The 19,226-nt window shown below is 39.9% G+C and carries 15 protein-coding genes and 1 pseudogene; 10 read left to right on the top strand and 6 right to left on the bottom strand.

Annotation, left to right across the window (positions count from 1 at the left end):
- Positions 1-210: 210 nt before the first annotated feature.
- The 4 genes from hisS (at position 211) to HMPREF9182_RS05435 (ending at position 4,574) form a co-directional block, all read left to right on the top strand.
- Positions 211-1,500, top strand: coding sequence for a histidine--tRNA ligase (gene hisS / locus HMPREF9182_RS05450; RefSeq protein WP_009754711.1), 1,290 nt, complete (start codon positions 211-213; stop codon positions 1,498-1,500).
- 51 nt (positions 1,501-1,551) lie between these two features.
- A complete protein-coding gene (locus HMPREF9182_RS05445) occupies positions 1,552-1,761 on the top strand; it encodes a hypothetical protein (RefSeq protein ID WP_009443676.1) in 210 nt (69 codons plus the stop codon).
- A gap of 136 nt (positions 1,762-1,897) precedes the next feature.
- Entirely contained in the window at positions 1,898-3,652 is a 1,755-nt protein-coding gene (aspS, locus tag HMPREF9182_RS05440; protein ID WP_009443938.1) for an aspartate--tRNA ligase, read from the top strand.
- Positions 3,639-4,574, top strand: coding sequence for a YitT family protein (locus HMPREF9182_RS05435; RefSeq protein ID WP_009754834.1), 936 nt, complete (start codon positions 3,639-3,641; stop codon positions 4,572-4,574). The genes aspS and HMPREF9182_RS05435 overlap by 14 nt, the downstream gene beginning before the upstream one ends.
- 134 nt (positions 4,575-4,708) lie before the next feature.
- On the opposite strand, the gene HMPREF9182_RS05430 is transcribed toward HMPREF9182_RS05435, so the two are convergent.
- Both HMPREF9182_RS05430 and argS read right to left on the bottom strand, forming a co-directional pair.
- Positions 4,709-5,086 carry a hypothetical protein gene (locus HMPREF9182_RS05430; RefSeq protein WP_009443845.1) on the bottom strand — a complete coding sequence of 126 codons (378 nt, stop codon included), beginning with the start codon at positions 5,084-5,086 and terminating at the stop codon, positions 4,709-4,711.
- A gap of 195 nt (positions 5,087-5,281) precedes the next feature.
- Complete coding sequence (gene argS / locus HMPREF9182_RS05425; protein WP_009754271.1) at positions 5,282-6,970, bottom strand: arginine--tRNA ligase; 1,689 nt, start codon at positions 6,968-6,970, stop codon at positions 5,282-5,284.
- A 128-nt stretch (positions 6,971-7,098) separates the two neighbouring features.
- On the opposite strand from argS, the gene argR reads away from it, so the two are divergent.
- Both argR and mutS read left to right on the top strand, forming a co-directional pair.
- Positions 7,099-7,536, top strand: a complete 438-nt coding sequence (gene argR, locus HMPREF9182_RS05420; RefSeq protein ID WP_009443285.1) for an arginine repressor — start codon at positions 7,099-7,101, stop codon at positions 7,534-7,536.
- A 174-nt stretch (positions 7,537-7,710) separates the two neighbouring features.
- A complete protein-coding gene (gene mutS, locus HMPREF9182_RS05415; protein ID WP_009443388.1) occupies positions 7,711-10,236 on the top strand; it encodes a DNA mismatch repair protein MutS in 2,526 nt (841 codons plus the stop codon).
- Between the two features lie 44 nt (positions 10,237-10,280).
- Here mutS and HMPREF9182_RS05410 read toward each other — a convergent pair whose 3' ends face one another.
- Together HMPREF9182_RS05410 and HMPREF9182_RS05405 are read right to left on the bottom strand one after the other, a co-directional pair.
- Positions 10,281-12,506, bottom strand: coding sequence for an alpha-galactosidase (locus tag HMPREF9182_RS05410; RefSeq protein WP_009443783.1), 2,226 nt, complete (start codon positions 12,504-12,506; stop codon positions 10,281-10,283).
- 112 nt (positions 12,507-12,618) lie between these two features.
- Complete coding sequence (locus HMPREF9182_RS05405) at positions 12,619-13,476, bottom strand: AraC family transcriptional regulator (RefSeq protein WP_009754744.1); 858 nt, start codon at positions 13,474-13,476, stop codon at positions 12,619-12,621.
- Positions 13,477-13,688: 212 nt separating this feature from the next.
- Between HMPREF9182_RS05405 and mutL the strand changes: the two genes are divergently transcribed.
- Positions 13,689-15,635, top strand: coding sequence for a DNA mismatch repair endonuclease MutL (gene mutL / locus HMPREF9182_RS05400; protein WP_009443753.1), 1,947 nt, complete (start codon positions 13,689-13,691; stop codon positions 15,633-15,635).
- 118 nt (positions 15,636-15,753) lie between these two features.
- On the opposite strand, the gene HMPREF9182_RS05395 is transcribed toward mutL, so the two are convergent.
- Positions 15,754-16,260 (bottom strand): helix-turn-helix domain-containing protein, encoded by a 507-nt coding sequence (locus tag HMPREF9182_RS05395; RefSeq protein WP_037603033.1) that lies wholly within the window; start codon positions 16,258-16,260, stop codon positions 15,754-15,756.
- Positions 16,261-16,429: 169 nt separating this feature from the next.
- Between HMPREF9182_RS05395 and ruvA the strand changes: the two genes are divergently transcribed.
- Positions 16,430-17,020 carry a Holliday junction branch migration protein RuvA gene (ruvA, locus tag HMPREF9182_RS05390; protein ID WP_009755106.1) on the top strand — a complete coding sequence of 197 codons (591 nt, stop codon included), beginning with the start codon at positions 16,430-16,432 and terminating at the stop codon, positions 17,018-17,020.
- 10 nt (positions 17,021-17,030) lie between these two features.
- A complete protein-coding gene (locus tag HMPREF9182_RS05385) occupies positions 17,031-17,603 on the top strand; it encodes a DNA-3-methyladenine glycosylase I (protein WP_009754676.1) in 573 nt (190 codons plus the stop codon).
- Between the two features lie 9 nt (positions 17,604-17,612).
- Here the strand turns inward: HMPREF9182_RS05385 and HMPREF9182_RS05380 are convergent.
- Positions 17,613-18,460: pseudogene (locus HMPREF9182_RS05380) on the bottom strand (Rgg family transcriptional regulator).
- A 390-nt stretch (positions 18,461-18,850) separates the two neighbouring features.
- Here HMPREF9182_RS05380 and HMPREF9182_RS05375 point away from each other — a divergent pair.
- Complete coding sequence (locus HMPREF9182_RS05375) at positions 18,851-19,189, top strand: hypothetical protein (protein WP_009443448.1); 339 nt, start codon at positions 18,851-18,853, stop codon at positions 19,187-19,189.
- Positions 19,190-19,226 lie beyond the last annotated feature (37 nt).

Here is a 19,226-nt window from a genome sequence, read left to right as displayed (position 1 = left end):
TTTTTCTCCTTTAGGTATTTAAATTCGATTCAATCTACTGATTTTCATCAACTTTAATAGTATATCAAAACTTTTTTGTAAAGTAAAGTTACTTGACAGATTTTTTTCTTAAAAAAATAGTAAGGCCTCACAGAGAAAATTCCTCTAAAAGGAAGAAAAAAGGCTATGCTTATGGTAGAATATTACTAACAAAAGAACGAAGGAGTCATTATGAAATTACAAAAGCCAAAAGGTACACAGGATATTCTTCCTCAGGATTCTGCTAAATGGCAATATGTTGAAGAATTTGCTCGTGAGACATTTAAAAAATACAATTATGCAGAGATTCGTACTCCTATGTTTGAGCATTATGAAGTCATTAGCCGATCTGTTGGAGATACGACAGATATCGTCACAAAAGAAATGTATGATTTTTATGACAAAGGAGATCGTCACATCACGCTACGTCCAGAAGGGACAGCACCAGTCGTACGATCTTATGTAGAAAATAAGCTTTTTGCACCAGAGATACAAAAGCCTGTGAAACTCTATTACATGGGTTCTATGTTCCGTTATGAACGTCCTCAGGCAGGTCGTTTGAGAGAATTTCATCAAATTGGGGTTGAGTGCTTTGGCTCTGCCAATCCAGCTACAGATGTTGAAACAATTGCGATGGCTGATCACTTTTTAAAAGAGCTAGGCATTCGCAATGTAACCCTTCACCTCAATACGCTAGGAAGTTCAGCGAGTCGATCAGCTTATCGAACAGCCTTAATTGATTATTTGATTCCTCTCAAGGATAAATTATCTGCCGATAGCCAGCGCCGTTTAGAGGAAAATCCGCTCCGCGTCCTAGATAGTAAGGAAAAGGAAGATAAAGAAGCAGTTGAAAATGCACCTTCTATTTTAGATTACTTGGATGAAGAAAGTCAGGCACATTTTGATGCAGTTCGTCAGATGTTAGATAGCCTCGATATTGCTTATGTGATTGATACGAATATGGTACGTGGTTTAGACTATTATAACCACACGATTTTCGAGTTCGTCACAGAAATTGCTGGCAGTGAATTGACGATTTGTGCTGGTGGTCGCTATGATGGTCTCGTTTCTTACTTTGGAGGACCTGAAACACCTGGCTTTGGCTTTGGTATGGGAATGGAGCGAATTCTTCTAGTGCTTGAAAGTCAAGGAGTTTCGTTGCCTTTAGAGACTCAACTGGATGCGTATATCGCTGTTTTAGGCGCTAAAGCAAATAGCGGAGCTTTGGAGTTGGTTCAGGCTCTTCGTAGTCAAGGTTTTGTTGCAGAGCGTGATTATTTGGATCGTAAGATCAAGGCCCAGTTCAAATCAGCAGATACTTTTCAAGCTAAGATCATCATTACCTTGGGAGAGAGTGAATTAGAGTGCCAGCAAGTCACAGTCAAAAATAATCAAACTCGTCAAGAAGTGACGGTTTCACTTGAAGAAGTTAAAACAAACTTCCAGGCTGTTCTCGAACAAATTGGGTTAGGGAAAGTCTAGTAATAGGTAATAAAACCTTTTGTCTTTTTAGAAAAAATTTAGAAGGAATCCATGATGAAGAAGATAATCGTCCTATCTTTCATACAGGCAGTAGCTATATTTATCCTGACAGGTCTTCTCTGTCTATTTATTCGAGGAGACTTCTTTTTCCGCAGTTTAGCACCTATTTTTGGTTTTGCAGCGGGGTTGTTACGCTCTGTTACAGCGATGGTGAGCCTAGCATTGGCTCCGGATCTATTTGAAGACAAGAAGAAAAAATGATAAAGTCATTTTCTCTCTTTTTAATACGCATATGAGAGATGAAAATAGAGCTTTAAGCTAAAAAATCCTAGAAAGACATATTTATAAGCGTCTTTATGGTAAAATAGAACAAGAATTAAAAGTTTGGAGAAGAAGAATGAAACGTTCGATGTATGCTGGACGTGTTCGCACAGAGCACGTAGGTCAAGAAATCACCTTAAAAGGTTGGGTCGCTCGAAGACGTGATTTAGGAGGGTTGATTTTCATTGATTTGCGTGATCGCGAAGGTATTATGCAACTGGTCATCAATCCAGAGACTGTATCACATGATGTGATGACTACTGCTGAGGGCTTGAGAAGTGAGTTTGTCATTGAAGTGACAGGACAAGTAGCAGCTAGAGAGCAAGCTAATGATAAGCTAGCAACAGGCGAAGTCGAGCTCCATGTGGATAGTCTTGTAGTGCTGAATACAGCTAAAACAACTCCATTTGAAATCAAAGATGGTATTGAAGCCAATGACGATACACGCTTGCGTTACCGTTATTTAGACCTTCGTCGACCAAAAATGCTGGAGAATCTTAAATTGCGTGCGAAAGTGACACATTCTATTCGCAACTATTTAGATGAGCTGGAGTTTATCGATGTGGAAACACCGTTTCTCAGCAAATCTACTCCTGAAGGAGCGCGTGATTATCTCGTTCCTAGTCGTGTCAATAAAGGACATTTTTATGCTTTACCGCAAAGTCCACAAATTACTAAGCAATTGCTGATGAATGCAGGGTTTGACCGCTATTACCAGATTGTAAAATGTTTCCGAGATGAGGATCTACGTGGCGATCGTCAACCTGAGTTTACACAGGTCGATTTAGAAACATCCTTCTTAACAGAGCAGGAAATTCAGGATATTACAGAAGGATTGATTGCTCGAGTTATGAAAGAAACCAAAGGAATGGAGGTTTCGCTGCCATTCCCACGGATGAAGTATGACGATGCAATGGCTCTATATGGCTGTGATAAACCAGACACTCGCTTTGAGATGTTGCTTCAAGACTTGACAGAGCTTGTCAAGGAGGTTGACTTCAAAGTCTTTTCTGAGGCACCAGCAGTAAAAGCGATTGTTGTAAAAAATGCAGCAGATAAGTATTCTCGCAAAGATATTGATAAATTGACTGAACAAGCAAAACAGTATGGAGCAAAAGGTTTAGCTTGGCTTAAATTCTCCCAAGGAGAGTTGGCTGGTCCAGTTGCTAAGTTCTTGACAGAATTGACAAGTAAGTTGACAGATGCTTTACAACTTCAAGAAAATGATCTGGTTCTCTTTGTAGCAGATTCTTTAGAAGTTGCAAATGCAGTGCTGGGAGCTCTTCGTAATCGCATTGCGAAGGATCTTGATTTAATTGATCAAAGCAAGTTTAACTTCCTTTGGGTGGTCGATTGGCCGATGTTTGAATGGTCAGAAGAAGAAGGACGTTATATGAGTGCTCATCATCCCTTCACTCTTCCACAAGAAAATTCTACACATGAACTAGAAGGAGATCTCAGCAAAGTTCGTGCTATTGCCTACGATATCGTGTTAAATGGTTATGAACTCGGCGGAGGAAGTTTGCGGATTAATCGTAGAGATTTACAAGAGCGCATGTTTAAGGCTCTTGGATTTTCAAAAGATGAGGCAGAAGATCAATTTGGCTTCTTACTAGAAGCGATGGATTATGGTTTTCCACCACATGGTGGTCTGGCATTGGGATTGGATCGGTTTGTTATGTTGCTTGCTGGAGAAGAAAATATTCGCGAAGTCATCGCCTTTCCAAAAAACAATAAAGCAACAGATCCGATGACACAAGCTCCAAGTCTCGTTGCTACGAAACAACTAGATGAGTTAAATCTACAAGTAGAAATAAATGAAAAAGACTAAGTTTAACAAGCTTTTACGCTATTATATCCGCCGGATGGCCTATAATTTCCGATTGCTAAAGGTTCTTAAGAGCATCTCAAAGGAAAAGTATGATGAGAAAATATCGGCTTCGATTGTTTACGGTATTTTGTCAGCAGTAGCAGTGAATTTCTTTTTTCAGCCAGGGCACGTCTATTCTAGTGGCGCAACAGGATTATCACAGATTCTATCTGCATTGAGCCATCGATTGATTGGCACGACAATTCCAGTATCATTGGCTTTTTACCTGATTAATATCCCATTGATGATTTTAGCTTGGTATCAAATAGGACATAAATTTACGGTATTTACCTTTATAACAGTTAGCATGAGCTCTTTTTTCATCCAAATTGTACCAGAAGTTGTGTTGACTAAGGATCCGATTATCAATGCACTGTTTGGTGGGGTTGTAATGGGGACAGGTGTTGGCTTTGCCTTAAAAAACAATATCTCAAGTGGTGGGACAGATATTGTCAGTTTGACAGTGCGCAAGCGAACGGGACGTAATGTTGGAAGTGTCTCTTTTATGGTGAATGGAGTGATTATGTTAATTGCCGGTGTAACTTTTGGTTGGACCTATGCTCTCTACTCCATGATTACAATCTTTGTGTCTAGTCGAGTGACAGATGCTGTATTTACTAAGCAAAAGAAGATGCAAGCCATGATTATCACGAGTCATCCTGAGAAAGTCATTGAGAAGATTCATAATCGCCTCCATCGAGGTGCGACGATGATTAACGGAGCTGAAGGAACTTATAACCATCAGGAAAAAGTGGTTTTAATAACGGTCATTACCCGTGCTGAGTACAATGAATTCCAGCACATCATCCGAAAATCAGACCCTCAAGCCTTTGTATCTGTAGCAGAGAATGTCCATATTTTAGGGCGCTTTGTAGAAGAGTAAAGAGCTAAAAGTGACAATTCAGTTTAATATAGATAGCTTCTCTCCTCATCATAAGAGGGTAAAATAAGGCTGAGACATTTTGTCTCAGCCTTATTTATTTTTCTTAAATTAGCTTTTTGTGTTTGAAAAATTGCTTACTTTGCTTCTTTCTCTTTCGTGATAAAAGAGCGAACGAAAGAACTGGCAATGAGGAGTGCAAGAATCCAGTAAAAAGGATTAGAAATATCTTGAAATCCAAAGAAAAAACTTCGTGCTAGAAAGAGAGCGAAATAGATTTTTGGATCATTATAGAATCCCCAGTGAAAATGGTAGCTGCCCACTGGATAATTTTTATGGTGTATAATTGGAACAAAAATTTGCAGGATCAGTAAAAACAATACACATCCAAAATAGATAAGATTTGGGACATTCAGACCTGCATGTGGCTCAATCACGCCCAAGAACAGCATCAACAGCAAAATATAAAAGCGTCCTTCAAACCGGAAGTCTTTATTAAAATGAAATTCAATCATGGCGTCTACCTCCACTATTTCATTGATTTGTATCCGTTTTCTAAATTATAAATCTGTTTATGTCTTTTTGCAAGAAAACATGCGAATATTCATGATCATACTAGAGCTATCATAACGTCTCTGTTCTACTTACAAGTTTAGTATAACTTTTTTTAATAAAAAAGAACATGACGTTTATGTCATGTTCTGATATTTTTACATTTTCTCTGGTGCTTCAACACCTAGTAGGCGAAGCGATTCTTTGAGTACCACAGCTGTAGAGTAGCTGAGAGCGAGACGGCTGTCACGCTCAGGGCTTTCGTCCAAGATGCGTGTGTGTGCATAGTATTTGTTGAATGCTTGTGCTAAGCTAATAGCATATTTAGCAATCAGTGACGGATCGTAATTGTCTGACGCACGCTTGATAATGCGAGAAAAGTCTTGAAGAAGTTTGATAATTTCCCAGCTTTCGGCATCATTTAAGTTGTAGCTAGCATTCACATCTGGTGTAAAATTCACTTTACGCAAGATTGATTGAATACGAGCGTAGGCATACTGGATGTATGGACCAGTTTCGCCTTCAAAAGATACCATAGCTTCAAGATCAAAGTCATAACCATTCCGACGGTCTGTCTTCAAATCGTAGAATTTAACCGCACCGACACCAACTGCATGGGCAACCGCTTCTTTGTTTTCAAGTTCTGGATTCTTGTCTTCAATTTGAGATTTTGCACGGCTGATGGCCTCTTGCAAGGTTGGCTCAAGAAGAATGATATTTCCTTTACGAGTAGACAGTTTTTGGCGATTCTTAGTAACTAGCCCGAAATCTACGTGAGTCATATCATCGCTCCAGTCAAATCCCATCTTCTTAAGGACAGCTTTGAGCTGGCGGAAGTGGTTAGACTGTTCTTGTCCGACGACATAGATACTTTTCACAAAGTTATAAGTACGAGCCCGGTACATAGCAGTCGCTATATCGCGAGTGATGTAGAGAGTTGCTCCATCTGATTTTTTAATCATAGCTGGAGGAAGGTTGACATCATCAAGATTGACAATGCTTGCTCCTTTTGATTCTTCCAAGAGACCTTTTTCTTCGAGGATTTTGATTCCTTCTTCCATCTTATCGTTGTAGAAGGCTTCCCCATTTAGGCTGTCAAACTCCACTCCGAGAAGTTTATAAATGCGGTTGAATTCTACCAAGCTTTCATCACGGAACCACTGCCAGAGCTCAGTTGCTTCTGGATCACCATCTTCCAATTTTTTGAACCAAAGGCGACCTTCTTCATCAAGGGCTGGGTCTGTTTCGATTTCAGCATTGATTCGTACATAGAGTTTGAGCAGTTCATCAATTGGATTGGCTTCAACAGCTTCCTTGCTACCCCATTTTTTATAGGCCACCATCAAAAGACCAAACTGTTTGCCCCAGTCACCCAAGTGATTGATCTTGATTGTATTGTAGCCCATCTTACGGAAGATATTGGACAAAGCATCCCCGATAACAGTAGAACGCAGGTGGCCAACTGAGAAAGGTTTGGCAATATTTGGACTAGAAAGGTCAATAGTAACATTTTCGCCCTTGCCTTCATTTTGCTGTCCGTAATCAGCCCCTTCTTTGATCACTTCTTTGATTACTTGGCTAGAAATTTCAGATTTATTTAGAAAGAAATTGACATAAGGACCAGTTGCTACAACTTTTTCAAAGTGAGTAGTATCAATTTTTTCTGCAAGGTCAGTTGCAATGGCTTGAGGAGCTTTGCGCTCAACTTTTGCTAAAGAAAAGGCCGGAAAAGCAATATCTCCTAAATCAGAACTTTTTGGCTGTTCGAGTAAATTTAAAATAGCGTCTTGGTCTAGGCTGTCAATCACCTTGGCCAATTCGCTGGCAATGATTTGTTTGTTATCCATAGCTACTCCTTTGAGTCTTTTAATAGTACTATTTTATCATATTTTTAAAAGAATCTTGAATTTTTTTAGGGATTATAATAAATTTTTGGTATAATTTAAGGTATAAATATACAAATATTGAGGAAATTATGAAAAAAAAAGCACGTCACGATTTGATTAAAAAAATGATTACAGATGAGAAACTAGGGACTCAGAAGGATATCCAGACTCGATTAGAAGCAGCGGGAATTTATGTAACTCAGACGACTCTGTCTCGTGATTTGCGTGAGATTGGTTTGATTAAGGTCAAGAAAAATGACCAATTGTATTATGTATTGGCACAGGAAACGAAGCGGATTGATTTGATCGAGCTTCTGTCATATCATCTTAGAGGGGTTGCAAGAGCAGAGTTTACCTTGGTACTACATACTCGTCTAGGGGAGGCTTCTGCTTTGGCTAATATCATTGATGAAAATGCTGATGAGCGCATTCTTGGTAGTTTAGCGGGTGCAGATACGCTTTTGTTGATTTGTTGCAATCAGGAGTCTGCTAAAGAAATTGAAGATCAGATTTTAGAGCGCATGTAGAAATGAGATATAAAACAATCAAAGGCTGAGACAAAAGTTTCAACCTTTTTCAATTTATGGTAAAATCAGGTATGACAATCATGGAGTCATTTTGAGATGATTAGAAGCTCAAAAGATGTACAAGGAACAAATACTTAAGATGGACTTTCTGAGTTTACAGTAAGAGAGGAACGTATGGCAACAGAAAAATTATCGCCAGGTATGCAACAGTATCTGGATATTAAAAAAGACTATCAGGATGCTTTTTTGCTTTTTCGGATGGGAGATTTTTATGAGTTGTTTTATGAGGACGCAGTGAATGCTGCTCAAATTCTTGAGATTGCTATTACAAGTCGAAATAAAAACTCAGAAAATCCGATTCCGATGGCAGGAGTTCCTTATCATTCTGCTCAGCAATACATTGATACCTTGGTTGAATCTGGTTATAAAGTAGCTATTGCAGAGCAGATGGAAGACCCGAAACAGGCTGTAGGTGTTGTAAAACGTGAAGTTGTCCAAGTGATTACACCAGGGACCGTAGTGGACTCTAGTAAGTCAAGTGGAGAAAATAACTTTTTGGTTTCTTTGGATCGCGAGGAAGGTCAGTATGGATTGGCTTATATGGACCTTGCGACAGGAGAGTTTCAGGTAACCACGCTGGCTGATTTTGATCAAGCTTGTGGAGAGATTAGAAATTTACAAGCTCGAGAAGTGGTCGTTGGTTATGCTTTGCCAGAATCTGAAGAGAAAGTTTTATCAAATCAGATGAATCTTCTTTTATCCAGAGTTGAAGATGTCCTAGAGGATGTTCAGCTACTGGGAGATGAGTTGTCACCTTTAGAGAAGAGGGTGGCAGGTAAGCTATTACACTACGTTTTTCAGACACAAATGCGGGAGCTCAGCCATCTTAAAAAAGTGCATCATTATGAGATTAAAGACTTTTTGCAGATGGATTATGCGACAAAAACTAGTTTAGACTTGATTGAAAATGCACGAACTGGGAAAAAACATGGCAGTCTTTTTTGGCTCATGGATGAGGCAAAGACCGCTATGGGAGGTCGCTTGCTACGTTCATGGATTCAACACCCTTTGATTGATAAAGATCGAATCACCAAGCGTCAGGATGTGGTTCAAGTTTTTCTAGACTCTTTCTTTGAACGCAGTGACTTATCGGATAGTTTGAGGGGAGTATATGATATCGAACGCTTAGCTAGTCGTGTCTCCTTTGGTAAGACCAATCCTAAAGATCTTTTGCAGCTAGCATCAACTTTGAGTCATGTTCCGCAGATTCGAGCGATTTTAGAAAATATAGCCAGTCCAGCTCTAGAAACTCTAGTCTCTAAGTTGGATGCTATTCCTGAGCTAGAAAATCTTATTAGCTCTGCCATTTCCCCAGACGCTTCTCAAGTTATCACTGAAGGGAATATCATCCAGTCAGGTTTTGATGAGACCTTAGATAAATATCGACTTGTCATGCGAGAAGGAACCAGTTGGATTGCAGATATTGAAGCCAAAGAGCGAGCGACAAGTGGAATTTCTAATTTGAAGATTGATTACAACAAAAAGGACGGCTATTATTTCCATGTCACCAATTCGCAGTTGGGTCATGTTCCAAGTCACTTTTTCCGGAAAGCCACTTTGAAAAATTCTGAGCGCTATGGAACAGAGGAGCTGGCACGTATTGAAGGAGAAATGCTAGAGGCACGTGAAAAGTCTGCTAATTTGGAGTATGAAATCTTTATGCGCATCCGTGAAGAAGCAGGGAAATATATCAAGCGTTTACAAGCTCTAGCTCAAACCTTAGCTACTATTGATGTTTTGCAAAGTTTTGCGGTTGTAGCTGAAAACCAACATCTGGTTCGACCTAGCTTTACAGCTAACAGGACCTTGAAAATCGAAAAAGGTCGCCATGCTGTTGTTGAAAAGGTCATGGGAGCGCAAAGTTATATTCCAAATAGTGTTGTCATGGATGCAGATACAGATATCCAGTTGATTACTGGCCCAAATATGAGCGGAAAATCAACATATATGCGGCAATTAGCTATCATTGTCATTATGGCTCAGATGGGCTCTTATGTACCTGCAGAGCTGGCGGTACTTCCAATTTTTGATGCCATATTTACTCGAATTGGTGCGGCGGATGATTTGGTTTCTGGGCAGTCGACCTTCATGGTGGAAATGATGGAAGCCAATCGAGCTATTCGTCAAGCTAGTGAACATTCTTTGATTCTATTTGATGAATTGGGTCGAGGTACGGCTACTTATGATGGGATGGCGTTAGCCCAAGCCATTATTGAGTATATTCATGATCGGACGAAAGCTAAGACTTTATTTGCAACTCATTATCATGAGTTGACAGAGTTGTCAACTAGCTTGCCACGCCTCGAAAATCTTCATGTAGCAACTTTAGAAAAAGATGGTCAGGTGACTTTCTTGCACAAGATAGAGGAAGGTCCAGCGGATAAATCCTATGGGATTCATGTGGCTAAGATTGCTGGATTACCTGTTGATTTATTAGAGCGGGCGGATTCAATCTTGACACATTTGGAGAGTCAAGATAAGCAGGTTGTTTCACAACAAAAAGCGACCGCAGAGCAAATATCTCTATTTGAAGCACCGCAAAGTAGCCCAGTGCTAGAAGAACTAAGAAATCTAGATATTTACAATATGACCCCTCTAGAAGTGATGGCAGCTGTTTCGGAAATGAAGAAAAAATTATAAAAATCGCAGGACCACCATTTTTAAAGGTCCATGCGATTTTTCTTTTATTTTTGCTGAATAACCCAAATTCTAGAGTCAAAGTCATAGGTTGGTGGAAGTGGAGACTGGTTATTATGCTCGCCACTAGATGCATCCGTAATGCTAAAGCCAGCCTGCATCAGCTCCGCACCACTATAATCATGTTGGTCAATCTGGTAGATAGCGTTGGGATTTAGTCCTTGCAATTTCAAGCGACGGAATGGATGGTTGACTTGGTTCAGCATTTTATAGTGAGCTAGAATAGCTATTTTTTTGTCCTTGCTGACCACCATCCAAGCAGTTTCCTGTGATTCAAATGGTGACAAAAGTCGATAAAAGCTACCACTATGAAGTAATTCTCGATACTGTTTGTAAAAAGAAATTTGCTGGGAGACCTCTTCTAGCTCTTGGGGATCGAGTTGGTTAAGGTCGAGCTCATAGCCAAAGGCTCCAAAGTAAGCCACATTGGCTCTAGTTTTTAGTGGTGTTATCCTGTTTAATTGGTGATTTGGTACGATAGATACATGTGCCCCCATAGAAGAAACGGGATAGAGGAGACTGGTTCCGTATTGGATTTTCAAGCGCTCAATCGCATCTGAATCGTCACTAGTCCATGCTTGAGGCGCGTAGAAAAGCAAGCCAGGATCAAAGCGTCCACCCCCTGAAGAACAAGACTCAAATAGGATATTTGGATAAGTGCTGGTGAGTCGCTCATATAGTTTGTAGACACCGAGTACGTAACGGTGGAAAACTTCTCCTTGCTGATCCGCAGGTAATTCACAAGAATAGACCTCTGTCAGTGTACGGTTCATGTCCCACTTGATATAGTCAAGCTTGGCTTCTTCGATGATGGCGGACATTTTTTGGAAAATGTGTTCAATGACTTGATCAGATGTGAAATTTAAGACATATTGATTACGTCCGTGGCAAACTGGACGATTCGGTGTATGGATATGCCAATCCGGATGTTCCCGAAAGAGCTGGCTATCTTTGTTGACCATTTCAGGTTCAAACCAGAGACCAAATTGGAGGCCAATTTCTCGGATTTGTTTTGCTAGATGGCCAATACCTTCTGGCAGGCGGTCAGGATTTACATACCAGTCTCCTAAGCCTGCTCGATCATTGATCCGCTCACCAAACCAACCGTCATCTAGTACAAAGAGCTCTACCCCTACTTGTTTGGCTGTTCGAGCAATCGTTAAAAGCTTTTCTTCGGTAAAATCAAAGTAGGTTGCCTCCCAATTATTAATGAGAACAGGGCGTTTTTTCTCTTTCCAAAATCCGCGAGCTAATCTAGTACGGAAGAGCTGGTGAAAGCTTTGACTCATGCCGTTAAGTCCTTTATCAGAAAAGACTAACAAGGCTTCTGGACTGATGAATTGGTCATTTGGAGCTAATTTCCATTCAAAGTGGAAAGTATTGATACCAACTTGGAGGCGTGTAGTATCCCAAGTGTCCACTTCAGCTTGAATGAGAAAATTACCAGAATAAACAAAAGTAACTCCGATAACCTCGCCTTGATGCTCAGTTGTTTCCTTTCGTTTTAATGCTACAAAAGGATTGTGATGGGGACTGGAAATGCCACGTGTTGATTCGATGGATTGGATTCCTTGAGATAGTGTACGAGTCTTTATGTAACGTTCTCTTGCCCAAGCTCCAGAAAGTTGAAGCCACTCATAGTTTGCGTCAGGTAGATCTAAGTTTAAACTAGCAATTTGTTGGATATAATGAGTGTCTAAACTAAGATTACGGACCTCAATGTGGCGACTAATGACGGGTAGATCACTAAAAATAGTATAGTGTAGATCTATTTCTACTTTTATAAGCTCATCTCTTAAAGTGACCACAATAGTTTGGCTCTCGTTTTCATCTTCTACATAAGTGGCTGGCAGCCCATCTAAAGTTGGTTTTCCTTTGAAAATATGATGTTTCATGTAACGAAAATCGCTTATTTTTGAACCATTTTCTTGCCGAATCATGATTGCAGGATGTCTAAAATCACTGGTTCCATATTCGGGGAATTCTTGTTTTAAATGTTCTAAAGAATAGAGAAAATCTCCTTCCTTTCGATAGGTTGTCATTGGACGAGAGCACATCTCTATTAAGTGACTATAATCTCTTTCAGGAAGAGCTTTTCCGTAGTAGAGATGCAGAAGTTTACCATCTTCGCTGACCGAAAAGATATAACTGATTTGATCATTTCTAAGATGAAACTGCCGAGCAGATTCTAAAAAGTGGATGGAAGCAGCCATATGATCTCCTTTTTATGTATTGGATTTTCCATAACTAAGATTACTTCCATTATAAAAAACACCCACTGATAAAGTAAGCATTTTTTTAGACGATTCTTTGTTAAAATCTGACTTATTCTTCCGGACGTTTCCCTTTGAATCCAACCTGTTTTTTTCGGTAGGCAGATGGAGTGACTTTTTTGATTTTTTTAAAGGCTTTTGAAAAGTTTTGGATACTAGAAAATCCTGTTAACTGACTAATCTTTTCAATAGAATAACTAGTCGTTGCTAAAAGATCGCTAGCCATGTTGATACGAATTTGATAGATATAATCTTTGGTCGACAGACCCAGATTTGCTTTAAACAGCCTGGATAGATAGCTAGGGTGAACTGCTAAGCGTTTGGCAAGATTCGTAATCGATAATCCCTGCCCACCTTCTTGATTAATGATTTGGAGGGCTTTTTGGACATAGGGATTCATTTTTTGACTTGACGTGATGTATTGATACGGGGAGATGGATTTTGCTAACAACTGTAGGAAGTCGTAAGCCTTTTTTTGTAAATTTAGTTCGTTGACAAGCGTGTCATCATCATATGCAAAGCACTCGAAAACCAACGCTTTAAAGTTATATGGAGATTGAACATGGAAGGAGAAATGCTCTCCCCCAATCCCCATCTGCTGAAAGTATTCTTGCACTTTTTCCCCACCGATCCCCATCCAAAGATAGGTCCAAGGAAAATGCTGATCTGCCTGATAGAAACTTGATACACCAGGCGGAATGATGAATCCTTGTCCTGCTTTGAGTGAGTAGGTCTGATCTTTGATAGAATAGGATCCCTCTCCCTCTAAAATAATATGAACTAAAAAACAATCTTTAACTGCCGGACCAAAACTGTGCCCGGCTTCAGTCTTAGAAAAGCCACAAAAAGAAAAGTAGCAATCTTTATAGTTTTTTTCGGGTTGTTTTAGCAAATAAAGCGTATCTTCCATTTCTTCTCCTGAAAGTCAAATTCTAACCAAAAAAAGTCAAAAACAAATAAATTTTATTTTATTATAACAAAAAATGTAACTTGGAGTAGATTTCTTGATGCATTAGTAGGATTTGATGAATTGTCTCGTCAAAGAAAGGAAATGGCAGTCAACTTCTGATAGAAAAAAGTCAATGTGCTATAATAGGAATTAGTACAAATACGGAGAAGAAAATGTCAAAAATTATCGAACTTCCAGAAATTCTAGCCAATCAGATTGCGGCCGGTGAAGTCATTGAGCGGCCTAGTAGCGTGGTCAAGGAGCTAGTGGAAAATTCAATTGATGCAGGTGCCAGTCAGATTACCATCGAAATCGAAGAAGCTGGACTCAAGAGCATTCAGGTAACGGATAATGGTGAGGGCATAGATCACGAAGATGTTCCTCTGGCTCTTCGACGCCATGCTACCAGTAAAATCAAGAAGCAGGCAGATCTCTTTCGGATTCGGACACTGGGTTTTCGTGGTGAGGCTATTCCTTCCATTGCCTCCGTCTCGCATTTTACCATTGAGACTGCAACCGAGAGTGGGCAACACGGGACTTTGCTAGTTGCTCAGGGAGGGGAAATTGAAAAGCATGAGCCTGCTAGTAGTCCAGTTGGGACTAAAATAAAGGTAGAAGACCTATTTTTCAATACTCCAGCCCGGCTCAAGTATATGAAGAGCCAACAGGCTGAGCTGTCCCATATCGTTGATGTGATTAATCGGCTCAGTCTGGCCCATCCAGAAGTGGCTTTCACCCTTATCAGCGACGGTCGAGAACTGACACGGACTGCTGGCAGTGGCAATCTTCGGCAAGCTATTGCAGGCATCTATGGTCTGGCAACAGCTAAGAAAATGGTTGAAATCTCTGCTTCGGATCTGGACTTTGAGGTGAGCGGCTATGTCAGTCTGCCTGAGCTGACTCGTGCAAATCGGAATTATATTACGATTCTCATTAACGGCCGCTATATCAAGAATTTCCTGCTCAATCGCGCTATTTTGGACGGCTACGGCAGCAAGCTGATGGTAGGCCGCTTTCCACTCGCGGTCATCAATATTCAGATTGACCCCTATCTGGCCGATGTCAATGTCCATCCGACCAAGCAAGAGGTGCGGATTTCTAAAGAACGGGAACTCATGACCTTGATTTCGCAAGCCATTGCGACCAGTCTCAAGGAGCAAGACCTTATCCCGGATGCTTTGGAAAATCTAGCCAAATCAACTGTTAAGCGTGCTAATAAGCCTGAGCAGACCAGCCTTCCTCTTAAAGAAAATCGCCTCTACTACGATAAGGAGCAGAATGACTTCTTCCTCAAGCCACAAGTGGCAGAGCAGCAGCTATCCTTTGAAGAATCAGCAGAATCTGTTCATGAAGCGACAGATGAAAAAGCAGAACCGCCACAATCAACTTCGGTCAAATTTGCAGAGAGAAAGCCAGCCAGCTATGACCAGCTAGATCATCCAGAACTAGACCAAGCCAGTCTGGAGCGGGCTGTAGATAAGTTGGAACAGGAAGAGAAGTCAAGCTTCCCAGAGTTAGAATATTTCGGCCAGATGCATGGTACCTATCTGTTTGCTCAGGGCAAGGGCGGTCTTTACATTATTGACCAGCATGCTGCCCAAGAGCGGGTCAAGTATGAGTATTATCGAGAGAAGATTGGGGATGTGGACAATAGCCAGCAGCAGCTTTTAGTGCCCTATATCTTTGAATTTCCAGCAGATGATATGTTGCGAATCAAGCAGCGGATGGAGTTGTTAGAAGATGCTAGCATCTTTTTAGAAGAGTACGGAGCCAACCAGTTTATCCTCCGCGAGCATCCGATTTGGTTCAAGGAAGAGGAGATTGAGGCAGGCATCTATGAGATGTGTGATATGCTTCTCCTGACCAAGGAAGTTTCTATCAAGAAATATCGAGCAGAGCTAGCTATTATGATGAGCTGTAAACGCTCTATCAAGGCCAATCACAGTCTAGATGACTACTCTGCGCGTGACTTGCTCATTCAGTTGTCCCAGTGTGACAATCCTTACAACTGCCCACACGGCCGGCCGGTCTTGGTCAACTTTACCAAGTCAGATATGGAAAAAATGTTCCGCCGCATTCAGGAAAATCACACTAGCCTACGGGAGTTGGGGAAATATTAAACTCTATAGAAGATCAAACAGCCCTAGTCATAGAACTAGAGCTGTTTTTTAATGTTTGAGCTTGTGTTCCAGCCAGCAAATCAGCTCTTTCAGACGAGTTTTGACAGGTATGGGATTGTCAGTTTTTAGCATCATCTTTAGTATCTTTTTTCCCAGAATCCTCATCAAGGCCGATAACCTTGTCCAGATACTTTTTCTTGATTTTTAGTGCCTTGTTAATAGCCATTGCGGATGCGATTAAGAGGAAGAAGGTTAACCAGACCAGGGCAGTGAATTTTGCTGGAAAGCTAGAACCTGCGAAAAAGAGAAAGATAGCCAAGGCTGATACAAAAATAGACAGAACCTGCCAGAAGCCATAAGATTTCACTTCCTTATAATAGCGCTCTTTTTCGTTTTCTGATAGGATGGATTTTATCTCAGGCTTTTCGCTTTCTTCTATAAGCAAATAATCCGTCGTCACTTGGAAAATCTTGCTCAGTTCTACAATTTTTTCCAGCTCTGGCAGCGCTTGGCCAGACTCCCACTTGGAAATGCTCTGGCGAGAGACATTGATTTGTTCAGCCAGTTTTTCTTGTGACCAGCCTTTTTCTTTTCTTAGTTCAAATAATGTATCAGCGAGTTTCATCATCGCAGCCTCCTTTTCTTTGCTAACTCTATCCTAACAGCTTTTCTTTATCTTGAGAATACAGCTTCCTGTACATTTTGTCAACCACTGGTTGCACTTCTATTTGCAGTATCCAAACAGAAAATATGATATACTAGATAGGCAAAATGATACAAAAAGAAGGAAGATTATGTACGAATATTTTAAAGGAATCATCAGTAAAATCACAGCCAAGTACATTGTATTGGAAGTCAACTCTATCGGCTATATTCTTCATGTGGCCAACCCCTATGCTTACTCAGGACATCTTCATCAGGAAGCCAAGGTCTATGTTCACCAGGTGGTGAGAGAAGATGCGGAGCTCTTATATGGTTTTGCGACCGAGGAGGAGAAGCAACTCTTTCTCAGCTTGATTTCAGTCTCAGGCATTGGCCCAGTGTCTGCTCTGGCTATTATTGCGGCGGATGATAATGCTGGCTTAGTGCAAGCCATTGAGCAGAAAAACATCACCTACCTGACCAAGTTTCCTAAGATTGGTAAGAAAACAGCCCAGCAGATGGTGCTGGACTTAGAAGGCAAGGTAGTTGCGGCAGATGGTCCGGCAGAAAGTAAAGCACCCATCCAGACTGCGGATAATCAGGAGCTGGAAGAAGCCATGGAAGCCATGCTGGCTCTGGGCTACAAGGCTGCTGAACTCAAGAAAATCAAGAAATTCTTTGAGGGCACAACGGACACAGCTGAAAACTATATCAAGTCAGCCCTCAAGATGTTGGTGAAATAGGAGATCAAATATGACCAAACGCTGCGGCTGGGTAAAAATGAACAACCCCTTGTATGTGGCCTATCATGATGAGGAGTGGGGCAAACCCCTCCATGATGATCAGAAATTATTTGAATTGCTCTGCATGGAGACCTATCAGGCTGGACTTTCTTGGGAGACCATTCTCAATAAACGTCAGGCTTTTCGGGAAGCTATTCATTTCTATGATGCCCAGAAAATTGCTCAGATGACAGATACAGATCTAGATGGTTTGTTAGGCAATCCTGATATTATCCGTAACAAGATGAAAATTTATGCGACCAGGGCTAATGCCCAAGCTTTTTTGGCTGTTCAAAAGCAGTTTGGCTCTTTTAATGACTATATCTGGTCCTTTATAGATTTCAAAACGATTGACAATCAAATTATGAACTACAAGGAAGCCCCAACAAAAACAGAGCTATCAGAAAGCATATCCAAGGCACTGAAAAAGCAAGGCTTCAAATTTGTCGGTCCTGTTTGCGTCTATTCATTCCTAGAAGCAGCTGGCCTTATCAATGACCATGAAAATGATTGTGATTTCAATCCACATAAAAATACCGTTTGAGAAAGACTCTCAATGGTATTTTTCAATTTCTTCTTTTAGCGATTTTACTAGCTCTTTTTCATCGGCAAGTTGTAGTAGGGCAATCCCTTTTTTATTAATTCGTTATCATTTTTGCAAATTCCAAGTCGAATCTGTGAAAGCCCGAGGGAATCATAACGTTTTTCTTTTTTTGACAAATCGTAAACGTACGTAGTAATTTCAGCGCATTCTCTCTTTAATCCATTATAAAGATAGATGGTAGAAAGGTTGACTAAGAGTCCGATTTGTAGATTATTCCCATTGCGAAATGATTGGTATTTTTTTATGCTATTTAAAATCTTTTGGGTAAATTGTTTGATATTTTCTAACGGGAAGAAATAAAGGATAGTAGAAAGAAGTCGAAAATCACTTTCATACCAAGTGTCCTGTTTTTCTAAATACGCCCAAATTTTATTGGTAGCAGCATTAATTTCTTTTGTCTCAGAAATTCCATTTTGTCTCAGATGAATAGTAATATTGATGCTATCTAAAGCATGTTTAATCGGAATATCGGAATGTTTACATAGATATGCCTCGCATTCTCTCTTTAGTTGTAACAAGCTTTTCGTCCCTACAATAGTCTCACCTTGGTTATACAGAGAATTTAAAATTTTCTGCCGTTGACTAGGTTGATAATAATCACAAATATATTTAAATTCTTCTAGTGTCATATCTATCTGGCGAAGTAAAAAAATCATGGTATCGAACTTTGGCACGACTTGCCCGCTTTCAATTCGTGCCAAAGTTGAGCGAGCTAAAAAATCTCCACAAATTTCTTCTTGAGTCAACCCTTTTGATTTCCTAATTTCTTTATAGATTTTTCCATAATCCCAGCGCATAAGAACTCCTTTTTAAAATGTTACTAAAAGCTACGTTTTGAAAAAAATATTTTAAAATAGTATATCATGAAATAAAAAGGAGGGCAAGAATGAAAAAAATAATGTACAATTTAATTTTACTGGCAGTAGCGTTAATAGTTACTACAAGTGTGTTTCCATGGTGGTGGCTGTGGAGATAAGGTGGATAGGATAGAAGGGGAGTGAGTTCAATGTTCTAAATATTTCAAAAAAGTAGGCAAAGATTAAATATATATATATTTAAAAATTAGAATCTATAAAATTAAAGGAGGTGAGACCAGTGGGGTCGTTGATTGTGACTAGCTAAGCTATAAATTGGAAAGGTAAAATATTCTCAAAAAACTATAAAATATTCAATATAGGAGTGTAGTTATGAAAATAAGAATTAAAAATAAAACATTAGCTTTATTAGCTACAGTTTCTTTAGGTTTTGGGCTAACTACTATGACTAGTATCGTTAGTGCAGAAGTAGCATATCCAGCCCCATATCCGATTATTGATGAATGGAATTATGGTGTGAATGGTAACTATGGTTATTCTAATTACTATGTTAAATCTCCGAATAATATTGGTTCAAAATCTTCGATAACTAATCTTTGGGGAACTGTTAAGTCATCTGATTCTCAAAAATATGGATGGGCAATGTCAAGTTCAACAAAAAGTTGGAATGATGTTCGATTAAATGCACATTGGAACTACTTTAAATTTTAACAATAGTTTATGAAAGTTGGAAGACCCAATAATATTA

The sequence above is a fragment of the Streptococcus sp. oral taxon 056 str. F0418 genome (genome assembly GCF_000220065.1).
In the GTDB taxonomy this organism is placed as follows: Bacteria; Bacillota; Bacilli; order Lactobacillales; family Streptococcaceae; genus Streptococcus.
This window is presented reverse-complemented; position numbering and strand designations above follow the sequence as displayed.